The organism is Hymenobacter caeli, from assembly GCF_013294115.1.
Lineage (GTDB): Bacteria > Bacteroidota > Bacteroidia > Cytophagales > Hymenobacteraceae > Hymenobacter > Hymenobacter caeli.
Map to the genome: position 1 here is coordinate 323795 of NZ_JABSNP010000001.1, position 12517 is coordinate 336311.

The window sequence follows — 12517 nt, forward strand, 5'->3', positions numbered from 1 at the left end:
GCACTGAATGGTGGAAAGCCGGGGCCCTACGATACCACTTGCATCCGCTGAAACAACAGCGTCAGGATGCGTGGCGGGCCAGCAGGGGCGTCCTCGTCGAACCACTCGCGCAAGTCCAGCAGGTACAGGCCGGCCGCTTTGGCCAGCTGGGTAAACTCCGCGACGTGGTGCTGAAACACCGGCACCTCCACCCGGCCGGCGGGCGTGTCGAACCGGGCCTGGCTGCCCTGGTACTGCTTGAAGGGGTGCAGCTCGCCCACGTACACCAGTCCGCCCGGCTTGGCATGCGCTAAGGTTTGGGCGAACACAAAGCGCAAATCCTCCACGTGCTCTAGCACGAGGCTGAACGTGATGAGGTCGAATTTCTGGTCGGTGAATTCCCAGGGCTCCGTGATGTCGGCGAATTCAAACCGGATGTTTTCGGCTTGCACTTTGGCCTGGGCCCGCGCCAGCATCTCCAGCGAGAAATCGACGCCCACCACCTGCTGCGCCCGCGTCACCAGCCACTCCGAGTTTTTGCCGGTGCCGCAGCCAATTTCCAGCACGCTGGCCAAAGGCCGCTCCAGGCTATCCAGTAGCGTGCGCAGCGCGTGGCCTTCAAGGTCGCGGGTTTTGTTCTGGTTGGTGTCGTACTGGTCGGCCCACTGGTCGTAGGCATCGGCAATGGTGGGCATGTTTATTCTTTTTCTCGCTTCATTGAGCGTACATAGCGGTACACGTCGCGCTTATGCTTCCAATAATCTTCATAGCTTACTGCTCGGATGGTCGCTACGCCATTATCATTGATAAAAGATGGGAAAGGAATATTATCTCTAAATGACTTCCTGACTATAGTGGCATTAGCTAATTCAAGTAATTTGCTTTGAAATTGCTGGACAAGTTGTGCTTCGGCTAATCCATTCTGTGACGAAGGCGTCCAATAATTTTTCAGGTAGTAATTTTTGTTGTCGCTGTACTGAATAACTATTTCGACTCCATCGAAACCCTGTTGCCACCCTTTGATGCTTTCGTCGCTTGGCAACTGTAAAATGGCTGAATTCTTAATTAATTCACTAATAGCAACTGCCTGACTCGTATCAAGAGCATAGTGCTGAAAATAAAATCTTTCAAAAGGCCTCAAGTCATTATCGGCGTCCTTTACCCATTCTGTAAATGTGCCTTGGAATGTTTCGCTCTGCTGCCATATTTCTATGATTTCACCACCAGTGGACGATATCCTAAAATGAAATGGATGAGGTGATTTTTCCAGCGGTTCCAAGCCCACTTTGCACTCATTTGACTTTGCCCATTGCTGCCAATAATTGGTGCTATCCGCCAATCGATAGTTTGGTAGATGGATACGCTTTGCCTGGCCGATTACTTGACCCGACAAACAAAGTGATAAGGTAAGTAGCAAGAAGACTTTCATATACTCAAGCTCACCCCCGCCACTCCTTCACCGTGTCCACGAACACGCGTACGCTGTCGGGGTCGGTGTCGGGGTAGACGCCGTGGCCGAGGTTGGCGATGTGGGGGCCCCCGGCGAACTGGCGCAGCATGGCCTGGGTGGCGGCTTTCACCTGGTCGCGGGTGCCGTAGAGGGCGCAGGGGTCGAGGTTGCCTTGCAGGGTTTTGTCGCCCACCACGCGGCGCACGGCGGCGGGGTTTTCGGTCCAGTCGAGGCCAATGGTGCGGCAGGGCAGGGCGGCGAAGTCCTCCACGGCCCACCACGCGCCCTTGGCAAACACCGTGACGGGCACGAGCGGCGCGAGGGCCGCGCAAATCTGGCCGATGTAGCGCGTCGAAAACTCGGCGTAGTGGGCCGGGGGCAGGATGCCGGCCCACGAGTCGAACACCTGCACCACCTGGGCCCCGGCCGCCACCTGGGCCTGCAAGTAGGCAATGGTGGTGGCGGTAATTTTATCAAGCAGGCGGTGCGCCAGGGCGGGCTCTTTGTAGAGCATCCCGCGGGCCTTGCTGAAGGTTTTGGAGCCGTGGCCCTCCACCATGTAGGCCAGAATCGTCCAGGGGGCCCCGGCGAACCCGATGAGCGGCACCCGGCCGTTTAGGGCCCGCTTGGTGATGCGCAGGGCCTCCAGCACGTAGCCCAGGCTTTCCTCGGGGTCGGCGATGCGCAGGCGGTCCACGTCGGCGGCCGACTTGATGACGGTGGGAAACAGGGGGCCCCGGGCTTCCACCATCTCGTAGGGCAGGCCCATGGCGTCGGGCACCACCAGGATGTCGGAGAAGATGATGGCCGCGTCCACGTCGAGCGCGTCGATGGGCTGAATGGTGACTTCGGCGGCCAGCTCGGGGGTTTCCACCAGCTCTTTGAAGCCGGAGAGGCGGGCCCGCAGGGCGCGGTACTCGGGCAGGATGCGGCCGGCTTGGCGCATGAGCCACACGGGCGTCCGCTCGGTGGCTTCGCCGCGGGCGGCGCGGAGGTAGAGGTCGTTTTTCATCGTCATAATTCAAAACAAAGATAGCCCCGGCGCTCGTGCGTCGGGGCCATTTCGGCCTTGCGTTTTGGGGTTGGGCTACTTGGTGGTAGCCGCGGCCGGCGTCAGTTGTTGCTCCCAGGCGGCGAAGCCGGGCGAGAGTTGGTCGACCCGCCGCAGCACATCCGCTGGTGCCAGCCGGGGGCCGGGAGCGAAGGGAAAGGCGGCTTTCATCTTGCCCATAAGACCGAGCTTTTCGGTGCTGTACACGGTGGCCACCCGCAGGGCAAACTGGTTCTGGTACCAACCATAATTCATGGGCGAAAGGCCGATGTAAAAGCGCTCAAAATCAGCGAGCGAGGTGTGTTCTGGTCGGGTAGCCTGCACAAATGCCTCGCTCATGCGCTGCATGTTTTTGGCCCGCGCGGGCTCTTTTTCATCCAAGTAAGCCAGCATGAGGTAGCTGGCCAAAAACTCGTTTATCCAATGGGTAGGGGCATTTACGCCGTAGAAATACTCGTAAAGATGGCCCATCTCGTGGTAGGCAATGTCCTCAAAATAGGCCTGTACCTGCTGCTCGATGGGGCCTCCGGCGGCCTCGAGTGCCCGCATCTGCGGGGCCGTCAGGCCGCCTTTCAGGGCAGCCGCCACCTGCTGGTCAAATTCGAGGGTGGCGGGTAGCACCACTAGGCTAGGCACACTGTATGGGGTGCCGTACGGTACCTGAAACTGGCGGTTGGGCAGTTGCCAATCGGTCTGGTTTAGAACGGCCAGGTTGATGGTGGGGCTGACGTTTAGCTTGGCACTGAAGAACGCCAAGGCAGGTTCCAGCCGGGCGCGCATGGCCAGGGCCCGCGCCTCAAACCCCGGGCTGTAATACACCGTCATCTTATTAGTGGACGAGGGCAGCTTGGCCGCCACCAGCGCGGCATTGGCGCTGGTGATGCCGAGGCTGAGCATCGCCAAATCGGCTTCGCGCCCGTCTTTCAGCGCGTGCCAGATGGCGTAAGCGGCCGCAAATTTGTCGGCCGCGGCCTGCCGCTCGGCGGCCGACGAGGAGCGCAATGACAGGCTTCCGCGCAGCTGCTGGCCTTCAGCCATCAGTTGCTGGGCGCGCAGGCGCTGGGCGTCGGCTGGGGTGGCGGCGCGCACGGTTTCGAGGGTTATCTGGTAGGTGCCAGGGCTATTTTTTTCGAGCGCGCGCACGGCCACGCGGTAGCGGCCGGCGGCGGTGGCGTGCAGCCAAACGATTTCCAGGCCGTGGCTGTCGTTGGGGTTATCGACCTCGGCCAGCGGCTGGCCATCGGGCGTCAGGGCCGTCACCACCACGTCCACGCCCTGCTGGTCTACCACCACCTGCGCTACCTGCCCGGCGGCCAGTTGGAAGGCATAGGGTTGGGCTTCGTTATTGGCCACGGTGCCTTTGACGGGCTGGCCCACCGTGAGCGGCGTGGGCGCGGGCGCGGCCGGCCGGCGCGGAGGTTCACCCCCCAAGGTACGCTCGCCCGTCAGGTAACAGGTGGTGGCCAGCAAGTTCGGCGCTTGCGGGCGGGCCGGGTGCGTGCCCAGCAGGGCCCCTGCTAAAAGCCAGGCCGCCGGGCGGCGCAGAACGGTGGGAAAGGGGCGATGTTTCACGGGGCGGGCGGAAAAGTGGGGTGAATGGGTCAAAAACAACGGGCTTTTGCTGCCTCAAAATTCCAGCCGCCGCCCCCCTGCGTTCTTGTAAAAATGCGTCAAAGAATAGCCGAGGCTAGGGCGTCGAGCGGGTGGGGCGCCCGCGCCCGCATGGCGGCCAGAAACTGCCGGGGCGTGAGGCCGGCCAGCGCCCGGAACTCGTGCTGAAAGTGGGCCTGGTCGTAGTAACCACTCTCCAGCGCGGCTTGGGCCAGGGCCGGGCGGCTGGCCAAGGTGCCCAGCGCCCCGTTGAAGCGCACTAGCCGCGACCAGCCCTTGGGGCTGAGGCCCACGTGCTCGGCAAAGCGCCGTTCCAGGGTGCGGCGGCCGGTGCCCAGGTGCTGCGCCAGCTGGCCCACCGGCTGCTGCCCCCCGCCGGCCCGAATGGCGGCCAGGGCCCCGGCCACGCCCGTGGGCACCGAGGTTTTGGCCGAGAGCGTGCGGTACCAGAACCGCTCGAACGCGGCTACCAGCGCGGCCGGCTGCCGGCAGTGGCGCTCCATTTCGGCGTGGAGGTGGCGGGCGCGGGCACTGCCAAATAGCGCGGCGGCATCGAACACGTGGTCCACCAAATCGCTCATGGCCGCCCCGAACAGCAGCCGGAAGGTGGCCGGCTCCACCATTACGCCCAGGGTGGCCACTTCGCCGGTGAAGTGCATGGCGAAGGGCCGCGCCGTTTGGCCGCACACCATGAGCGGGGCCAGCGCGGCGCTGCCGTTGGCCGGGCCATCGAGCCGGATGGGCGCCGCGAAGTTGAACTGCATCACCGTGTAGGTGCACGGCAGTATCGGCACCGAAACCGGGTCGGCCAGGCCCACAATGGTGTAGTAGGACTTAAAAAACGGGCGCAATCCCGGCGCTGGTTGGTGTACCTGGACATTCATCTGTCCAAGATACCCATATTATTATATCTGGTTAAGTAACGAATTTATTTTCGCTGCCTCTCTCAGAACCAAGTGGTTGGCGCAAGGGCAAAGCCAATACGTTGCTGCAACCCCACTGGGAGCCCCAAAACGGGTGCAACGCCGAACCCCGGGGCCCGGCACTGGTCCCCTACTTCGTTAACCCCGGGAACAGGGCCCCGATGGCGGTGGCGAAGAAGTTGACCCCGATGGCCAGCGTGATGAAGCCCATGATGCGGGCCAGGGCCGCCATGCCGGGCCGGCCCAGCAGGCGCGTGAGGCGCAACGACGACACCAGCACCACGAAGCTGGCCAGGGCCACCAGCGCGAAGCCGACCAGCGTGAAGGCCTTATCGGCGTAGCTGGGGCGGATGAGGCCGATGCAGATGGCCATCGAGCCGGGCCCCGAGAGCATGGGCATGGCCAGCGGCGTGAAGCTGATGTCGTCCTTGAGCTTGCTTTCTTCGAGGGCGGCGGGTCCCACCCGGTCGCGGTTGGCCCCGGGCGTGAGCAGGTCGAAGGCGGCGCGCATGAGCAGAATGCCGCCTGCGATGCGCAGGTGCTGGATGTTGATGCCGAAGAAATGAAGGATGTACTGCCCGCCCAGGTAAGCCACGCTCAGGATGGCCATCATGTAGAGGCAAGCCCGCAGGGCCGTGCTGAGGCGCTCGGCGGGGCTGTCGTCGCTGGTGAGGGTGAGGAAAACCGGCATGGCCCCGAAGGGGTTGACAATCGAAAACAGGGTGGTGAACGTGGCCAGCAGAATTTCCATGCCCCAAAGGTAGGGCCCCGGGTGAAGGCCGACCCATCCGGCCTGGGGCAGGCTTATATATTTGCCGCAATGACTTTACTTCTTACCCTGGCGCAGTGGCTTGCGTGGCTGCTGGGCGCAATTGCCCTGCTGGCCACCTTGCTGCCCTTGCTGCGCCAGCGGGCTTGGTGGGTACGGATTTTTGATTTTCCGCGCCTGCAAATCGTGGCCGTGCTGGCCCTGGGCCTGCTGGGGGCCCTGGCGCTGCCCCCGCTGCCGGGGCCCTGGCAGGGGCTGTGGCTGTGGGCCCTGGGCGCAGCGGTTCTGTACCAGGGCTACCGCGTGTGGCCCTACACGCCGCTGCACCGCAAGCAGGTGGCCGACGCTGCCCGGCCGGCCGGCGACGGGGCTCACCACTTCAGCCTGCTGGTGAGCAACGTGCTGATGTACAACCGCGACGCCGCCCGCCTGCTGGGCCACATCCGCCTGCGGCAGCCCGACGTGGTGCTGGCCGTGGAAACCGACGCCTGGTGGCTGGCCCAGCTCCAAAGCGTGGCCCAAACCCACCCGCACACCTACCACGCCCCGCTGCCCAACACCTACGGCATGCTGGTATTCTCGCGCCTGCCGCTGCGCCAGGCCGAAATTCGCTACCTGCTGGAGGCCGACGTGCCCTCGTTTCACGGGCAGGTGGTGCTGCCCAACGGGGTGCCCGTCACGCTGCACTTCCTGCACCCGCGCCCGCCGGCCCCCGGCGAGGCCAAGAGCAGCGTGCGCCGCGACGCCGAGCTGCTGGTGGTGGGCCGCGAAATCGCGCACCACAACGGCCCCACCATCGTGGCCGGCGACCTCAACGACGTGGCGTGGTCGTACACCTCGGAGCTGTTCCGGCGGCTCTCGCGGCTGCTCGACCCGCGCATCGGGCGGGGTCTGCTGCCCACCTTCCACGCCAATTCCCGGCTCTGGCGCTGGCCCCTCGACCACGTGTTTCACTCGGCCCACTTCCGCTTGCAGCACCTGGAGCGCCTCACCTACATGGGCTCCGACCACTTCCCCATCTACATCCGCCTCAGCTACGAGCCCGAGGGCTGGCATGAGCAGCTCGCGGAGCTGGAAACCCCCAACGCCGAGGACCGCCTGGAAGCGCGCGTGCGCATCAAAGAAGGCATGGCCGACGCGGAGGAAGGCGCGAATTAGCCCATCATAACCCGCACCGCCACCCAAAACACCACGCCGGCCGCGCCCAGCCACAGGATGCGCCGGCCGTGGGCCCGGTCGGCGGGCGCAAAGCCCGGCACCTGGCGGCCGTCGGGCAGGGTTTTGCGGTAGCGTAGCAGCGACCAGCCGATGCCCAGGCCGAACACGCCGCCCAGCAGGGCCAGCCCGTAGCCGGCGGCAATCCAGGCGGTGGGGCTCGGGTTGGGCGCGGCCAGGCGGGCGGTGTGCTGGGCCCGCAGGTTTTGCAGAATTTGGTCGGACACGTCCTGGCCGCGCTCGCGCAGCACTTGGGCGGCCAGGGCCACGTCGTGGCTGCTCCAGGCGTCGGGCTGGCCCAGCAGCTCCCACAGCTCCGGGGTGCTGAACTTGAAGAGGTAGTAGTCCGACGGAAAGTTGGGCAGCGCGGCCGCGGCCTGCGCTTCCTCAATGCGCCGCACCCGCGTGAAGTCTTCGGGCAGCAGGCGCACCACGAACTGCTCGGCCGACGTGGTGCCCAGCACCGCGCTGAAGCGGGCCGGCAGGTGGTCGGTTTCGTAGGCCACGCGGTGCGCGTCGAGCAGCGCCAGCAGGGGCTGGGCCGCTTCGGGCGAGCGAAATTTTTGGTAAGCAATGACGACGGAACCCATGCGGCGGCGGAAGCAGACGGGGCCAGCCGCAAGGGCCCGGCCACGCCGCAATTTACGCCCACCCCGTCTGGTTTGCCCCACAGCCTGTTTGCCAGGCGTCCCCACTGGTCAAACCAGCCCGGCGCCGGAGCCTTCCCCGGCAAGCAAAGCAGCACGAATCAAAGCCAAAAAAAAGGCCGGAAGCACAATGCCTCCGGCCTTTTCAAAGCACCTAACGAATCCGTTCTTAATCCGTTAAATCCACGGAATCTGCGGTCCTTATTTGCCGTCTACTTCCTCGTAGTCCACGTCGGTTACGTGGTCGGCGGCGGGCTGGCCGTTGCCGTTCTGCGGCTGGCCGTCGCCCCCGCCGGGGAAGCCCTGGCCCGCGCCGGCCCCATCGGCCCCGGCGGCGGCGTACATCTCCTGCGAGGCGGCTTGCCAGGCGGCGTTCATGGCCGTCATGGCGGCGTCAATTGCGCCGAGGTCCTTGCTTTCGTGGGCTTTCTTGAGGTCGGCGAGGGCCCCTTCTACGGCGGTTTTGTTGCCGCCGGTCAGCTTGTCGCCGTACTCTTTGAGCTGCTTTTCGGTCTGGAAAATCATCGAGTCGGCGTCGTTCACCTTCTTGATGCGCTCGGCTTCGGCCTTGTCAGCGTCGGCGTTGGTGGCGGCTTCCTGGCGCATGCGCTCGATGTCCTGGTCGGTGAGGCCGCTGCTGGCCTCGATGCGGATTTTCTGCTCCTTGCCGGTGCCCTTGTCCTTGGCGGTCACGTTCAGGATGCCGTTGGCGTCGATGTCAAACGTCACCTCAATCTGCGGCACGCTGCGCGGGGCGGGCATGATGCCGTCGAGGTGAAACTTGCCGATGGTGCGGTTCTGGCTGGCCAGGGGCCGCTCGCCCTGCAATACGTGGATTTCAACCGAAGGCTGGTTGTCCGAAGCCGTCGAGTACGTTTCCGATTTCTTGGTCGGAATCGTGGTGTTGGCCTCAATCAACCGGTTCATCACCCCGCCCTGCACTTCAATGCCCAGCGAAAGCGGGGTCACGTCGAGCAGCAGCACATCCTTCACTTCGCCGCTCAGCACCCCGCCCTGGATGGCCGCGCCGATGGCCACCACTTCGTCGGGGTTCACGCCCTTGCTGGGCTTCTTGCCGAAGAACTTCTCCACTTCCTCCTGGATGCGGGGGATGCGGGTCGAGCCGCCCACCAAAATCACTTCGTCGATCTGCGCGGCCGACAGGCCGGCGTCCGACAGCGCTTTTTTGCAAGGCTCCATCGAGCGGCGCACCAAGGCGTCGCTTAATTGCTCGAACTTGGCGCGGCTCAGCTTCACCACCAAGTGCTTGGGGCCCGAGGCCGTGGCGGTGATGTAGGGCAGGTTGATTTCGGTTTCGTTCGAGCTGGACAGCTCCACCTTGGCTTTCTCGGCGGCTTCTTTCAGGCGCTGGAGGGCCATGGCGTCGTTGCGCAGGTCGAGGCCTTCGTTCTCGCTCTTGAACTGGTCGGCCAGGAAGTCGATGATCACCTGGTCGAAGTCGTCGCCGCCCAAGTGGGTGTCGCCGTTGGTGCTCAGCACTTCAAACACGCCATCGCCCAGCTCGAGGATGGAAATGTCGAAGGTGCCGCCGCCGAGGTCGTACACGGCAATCTTCTGGTCTTTGTGCTTCTTATCCAGGCCGTAGGCCAGGGCGGCGGCCGTGGGCTCGTTGATGATGCGCTTCACGTCGAGGCCCGCAATGGCCCCGGCCTCTTTCGTGGCCTGGCGCTGGGCGTCGTTAAAGTAGGCCGGCACCGTGATGACGGCTTCGGTGACGGGCTGGCCAAGGTAATCTTCGGCCGTCTGCTTCATTTTTTGCAGAATCATCGCCGAAATTTCCTGCGGCGTGTAGTTGCGGTCGCCGATTTTCACGGCCACCGTGTTATTCGAGCCGGGGGTCAAATCGTAGGCCACGTACTTGCTCTCGGCGGTTACTTCCGAGAACTGGCGGCCCATGAAGCGCTTGATGCTGGCAATGGTGTTTTTGGGGTTGGTAACGGCCTGGCGCTTGGCCGGGTCGCCCACTTTGCGCTCGCCCTTGCCGTTATCGAGGAATGCGACGATCGACGGCGTAGTGCGGCGGCCTTCGGAGTTGGGAATGACAACGGGTTCGTTGCCTTCCATCACGGCCACGCAGGAGTTGGTGGTGCCGAGGTCGATGCCGATTATTTTGCCCATGTTGGGTTGTGCTAAAATTAAGGTGGATAGTCTGTCAAGAAAAGCCGCCCGAAGGCCGCTGTCCGTCATTTACAAGCAACGTACCAGCCCCGTTGGGGTGACATTGTGTCACCGATTTGGCCCTGGTTGGCGGCTTTTCCGCCGAGGTGGCCGGGTTTACTTTGCACAAGGAAAGCTTGCCTGACAGGTGTGCAGAGAGGGCAGTTGCTGAAGATTCATTAGTAATCCGAGTATTATTTCTTAGCTGGAGCAACTAAGAATGTACGGAGCATATTGTCGTCTGCTTGAAATATGGTAGGTTCTATTAGGTCACCAACTGCAAAGTCGGTCTTCAATCCGAGTGGAGCGCTACCAAGTTTATTAATTGCTTCCAGGATTTCGTTATCACTCCATAGATAATTACCCGTTATACCATAATCTTCAATGGTAGTTATTTCTAGAGTGGATTCAGAAACCATTCTGCCTTCTGCAATCAGCCATAACTTTTCTTCGTAACCAACAGCAGGCAGTCCTATTTCCATTGTACAATCAGCATCTAAATGCAATGGAAGAAAAGTGTCGAGGAAATAGGCAAGGATTTCGGAAAGGTTCTCTGATCCTCCGTCCCCTTTAAAGACACCTTTCTCGGCTGAATAGCCCACCCAATTCGTGGTTGTTCTTTCGACTATTGTGTAAGGTAATGCTGCGCTTTGTAAGCAGGTATCGTACAAATCAATTGTTACAGTCCAGCCTGGATTGTCGATGTTAGTGATGGAAATAGTATTTTCATGTTCCCAGTCACCGTTACAATTAATTGTGTACCAGCGTTGAATTCGTTGCAATAAGTCCATTAGCTAAAAATGATTTTGTAAATCAATGGTTTAAAAATCGGCGTTGGTCTAAAACGGGGTGGCCCGGCGTATTGCCCGCAGGGCTTCGTCAGACCACTCTCACGAAAGAACAGCAGTTCCGGGGCAATCGTCAGAGTGGCCCGACGACGGAAAAAGTCGCCGGACCACCCCGTTTTAGACCACCGCCCAAAAACCCCCGCACCTGCGCCTGCCACGCCGCCGGAAAGCGGTCCAGGTAGGGCTCGTGGCCGGCCCCGGCGAAGTCGTGGCGCACTTTGGGCCCGGCCAGGTTGGCGAATACGGCGTCGGTTTCGGCGCGGGTCACCAGCACGTCGGCGCTGCCCCAGAGCAGCAGGGTAGGGGTGGCCACTTGCGCCGCGTAGCGCTCGGCCGAGAGGCCGGGGCCCCAGAATCCGTTCTGCACGCCGCCCCAAAACACGAGGATGTCCACCAACGGCCCGGCCGGCACGTGCAGGGCCGCGAAGCGGTTGCGCACGGTTTGGCGCAGGCTGCCGAACGGGCATTCGAGAATATTGGCGGCGGGGCGCACCCCCAGCTCGGCCTCGGCCCGCAGCACGGCCACCGCGCCCATGCTCACGCCGTAGAGCACCAGCGGCCCGGGGGCCCCGGGGCGGGCCCCCACCCAGCGCACGGCGGCGGCCACGTCGGCGGCCTCGCGGTGGCCCACGGTGGTGCGGGTGCCCGCCGAGCCCCCGCTGCCCGCGAAATCGACCAGCAGCACGGCGTAGCCCAGCGCCCGGAAATACGCGGCTTCGGCCGCGAGGCGCGACTTGTCGCTGGCGTAGCCGTGGAACAGGGCCACCGTGCCGCGCGGGGCGCGGGCGGGCCGGCCGTACCAGGCTTCGAGCCGGCCGTTGGGGCCCTCGAAATGAACGGTTTGGTAAGGAAACGCGGGCCCGGGGCCGTTCACGGGCCGGGGGTTGCGCACGCCCGCGAGCAGCACCCAGAGCTTCGCGGCGGGCGTGAGCTTTTCGGGCGAGGCGGTGCGGGGCCCCGCGGCAGCACTGAAGCGGGTGAGGGCCCGGGCGTGGAAAAACGCCACGGCATTCAGCAGGCCAAACGCCGCCGCGCCGGGCAGCAACAGGCGGCGGACCAGGCGCGGCGAACGGGAAACGAGCATCGACGAATCAAAAGGCTGGTTAAACATTTGCGGGCCGCCGAAACGCCGGGAGGTGCCGCAGCAGAGGCGCTTGGGTTGTACGCGGCAGCGCGGCCGCCAGATTGGGCGGGCCGCCGTAAAATCTTATAAATTCCCGGTTGCTTTACCATTTCTCAGGCCCGCGCCCGCTTGGCGGAGCCGCTGCACCTCGCCGGCCGTGAGGTCGCGCCACTGGCCGGGGGCGAGGCCGTCGAGTGCCAAATCGGCGAGGGCGGCCCGCACCAGGCGCAGGCAGGGCAGGCCCACGGCGGCGCACATCTTGCGCACCTGGCGGTTCATGCCCTGCGAAATGCGGATTTCCAGCCAGCCGGTGGGGATGCTGGCCCGGTAGCGGATGGGCGGGGTGCGCGGCCACAGCCCGATTGGCTCGGGCAGCAGCGCGGCCGCGCCGGGGGCCGTCCGGCCGTCCTTTATCGGCACGCCCCGGCGCAGCTGCGCCAGCGCGGCTTCGGTGGGCAGGCCCTCCACCTGGGCCCAGTAGGTTTTGGGCACCTTGTAGCGCGGGTCGCTGAGGCGGTGCTGGAGCTGCTTGTCGTCGGTGAGCAGCAGCAGGCCCTCGGAGTCGAAATCGAGCCGGCCAACGGGGTACACGCCGGGCACGGGCACAAAATCCTTGAGCGTGGCCCGGCCGTGCTCGTCCGTAAACTGCGTCAGGACTTCGTAGGGCTTGTTGAGGAGGAGGTAGCGCATGACTGGCCGTGGCACCGCTGGTAAAGCCGGAAA

The 12517-nt window shown here is 63.6% G+C and carries 12 protein-coding genes; 1 reads left to right on the forward strand and 11 read right to left on the reverse strand.

What is annotated here, in order from left to right; genetic code table 11:
- Positions 1–26 precede the first annotated feature (26 nt).
- The 6 genes from HNP98_RS01380 to HNP98_RS01405 form a co-directional block, all read right to left on the reverse strand.
- Positions 27–674: a class I SAM-dependent methyltransferase gene (locus tag HNP98_RS01380; RefSeq protein WP_173808248.1), complete on the reverse strand. Its 648-nt coding sequence runs from the start codon at positions 672–674 to the stop codon at positions 27–29.
- Positions 675–676: 2 nt separating this feature from the next.
- Positions 677–1408 carry a hypothetical protein gene (locus tag HNP98_RS01385; RefSeq protein WP_173808249.1) on the reverse strand — a complete coding sequence of 244 codons (732 nt, stop codon included), beginning with the start codon at positions 1406–1408 and terminating at the stop codon, positions 677–679.
- 10 nt (positions 1409–1418) lie between these two features.
- On the reverse strand, positions 1419–2447 hold the full coding sequence (hemE, locus tag HNP98_RS01390) for a uroporphyrinogen decarboxylase (protein ID WP_173808250.1): 1029 nt from the start codon (positions 2445–2447) through the stop codon (positions 1419–1421).
- Positions 2448–2516: 69 nt separating this feature from the next.
- A complete protein-coding gene (locus tag HNP98_RS01395) occupies positions 2517–4052 on the reverse strand; it encodes a hypothetical protein (RefSeq protein WP_173808251.1) in 1536 nt (511 codons plus the stop codon).
- Positions 4053–4150: 98 nt separating this feature from the next.
- Complete coding sequence (locus HNP98_RS01400) at positions 4151–4975, reverse strand: helix-turn-helix domain-containing protein (protein WP_173808252.1); 825 nt, start codon at positions 4973–4975, stop codon at positions 4151–4153.
- A 169-nt stretch (positions 4976–5144) separates the two neighbouring features.
- Positions 5145–5765 carry a MarC family protein gene (locus HNP98_RS01405; protein WP_173808253.1) on the reverse strand — a complete coding sequence of 207 codons (621 nt, stop codon included), beginning with the start codon at positions 5763–5765 and terminating at the stop codon, positions 5145–5147.
- A 69-nt stretch (positions 5766–5834) separates the two neighbouring features.
- Here HNP98_RS01405 and HNP98_RS01410 point away from each other — a divergent pair, with 69 nt between their 5' ends.
- Complete coding sequence (locus HNP98_RS01410) at positions 5835–6941, forward strand: endonuclease/exonuclease/phosphatase family protein (protein WP_173808254.1); 1107 nt, start codon at positions 5835–5837, stop codon at positions 6939–6941.
- Here HNP98_RS01410 and HNP98_RS01415 read toward each other — a convergent pair.
- The 5 genes from HNP98_RS01415 to HNP98_RS01435 all read right to left on the reverse strand — a co-directional run bounded on the left by HNP98_RS01415 (position 6938) and on the right by HNP98_RS01435 (position 12484).
- Positions 6938–7588, reverse strand: coding sequence for a hypothetical protein (locus HNP98_RS01415; protein WP_173808255.1), 651 nt, complete (start codon positions 7586–7588; stop codon positions 6938–6940). The two genes, HNP98_RS01410 and HNP98_RS01415, sit on opposite strands and share 4 nt — an antisense overlap.
- Positions 7589–7846: 258 nt before the next feature.
- Entirely contained in the window at positions 7847–9784 is a 1938-nt protein-coding gene (gene dnaK, locus HNP98_RS01420) for a molecular chaperone DnaK (protein ID WP_173808256.1), read from the reverse strand.
- A gap of 233 nt (positions 9785–10017) precedes the next feature.
- Positions 10018–10614: an immunity 53 family protein gene (locus tag HNP98_RS01425; RefSeq protein WP_173808257.1), complete on the reverse strand. Its 597-nt coding sequence runs from the start codon at positions 10612–10614 to the stop codon at positions 10018–10020.
- A 130-nt stretch (positions 10615–10744) separates the two neighbouring features.
- Positions 10745–11755: an alpha/beta hydrolase gene (locus tag HNP98_RS01430; protein ID WP_173808258.1), complete on the reverse strand. Its 1011-nt coding sequence runs from the start codon at positions 11753–11755 to the stop codon at positions 10745–10747.
- A 123-nt stretch (positions 11756–11878) separates the two neighbouring features.
- The gene (locus tag HNP98_RS01435; protein WP_173808259.1) at positions 11879–12484 is read right to left on the reverse strand and encodes a pseudouridine synthase; all 606 of its coding nucleotides are present in this window, start codon (positions 12482–12484) and stop codon (positions 11879–11881) included.
- Between the last annotated feature and the right edge of the window lie 33 nt (positions 12485–12517).

Coding starts and splice junctions, on each gene's coding strand:
- HNP98_RS01410 (WP_173808254.1), top strand. CDS start 5,835: ATGACTTTACTTCTTACCCTGGCGCAGTGGCTTGCGTGGCTGCTGGGC.
- HNP98_RS01385 (WP_173808249.1), bottom strand. CDS start 1,408: ATGAAAGTCTTCTTGCTACTTACCTTATCACTTTGTTTGTCGGGTCAA.
- hemE (WP_173808250.1), bottom strand. CDS start 2,447: ATGACGATGAAAAACGACCTCTACCTCCGCGCCGCCCGCGGCGAAGCC.
- dnaK (WP_173808256.1), bottom strand. CDS start 9,784: ATGGGCAAAATAATCGGCATCGACCTCGGCACCACCAACTCCTGCGTG.
- HNP98_RS01435 (WP_173808259.1), bottom strand. CDS start 12,484: ATGCGCTACCTCCTCCTCAACAAGCCCTACGAAGTCCTGACGCAGTTT.
- HNP98_RS01405 (WP_173808253.1), bottom strand. CDS start 5,765: ATGGAAATTCTGCTGGCCACGTTCACCACCCTGTTTTCGATTGTCAAC.
- HNP98_RS01425 (WP_173808257.1), bottom strand. CDS start 10,614: ATGGACTTATTGCAACGAATTCAACGCTGGTACACAATTAATTGTAAC.
- HNP98_RS01380 (WP_173808248.1), bottom strand. CDS start 674: ATGCCCACCATTGCCGATGCCTACGACCAGTGGGCCGACCAGTACGAC.
- HNP98_RS01415 (WP_173808255.1), bottom strand. CDS start 7,588: ATGGGTTCCGTCGTCATTGCTTACCAAAAATTTCGCTCGCCCGAAGCG.
- HNP98_RS01430 (WP_173808258.1), bottom strand. CDS start 11,755: ATGCTCGTTTCCCGTTCGCCGCGCCTGGTCCGCCGCCTGTTGCTGCCC.
- HNP98_RS01400 (WP_173808252.1), bottom strand. CDS start 4,975: ATGAATGTCCAGGTACACCAACCAGCGCCGGGATTGCGCCCGTTTTTT.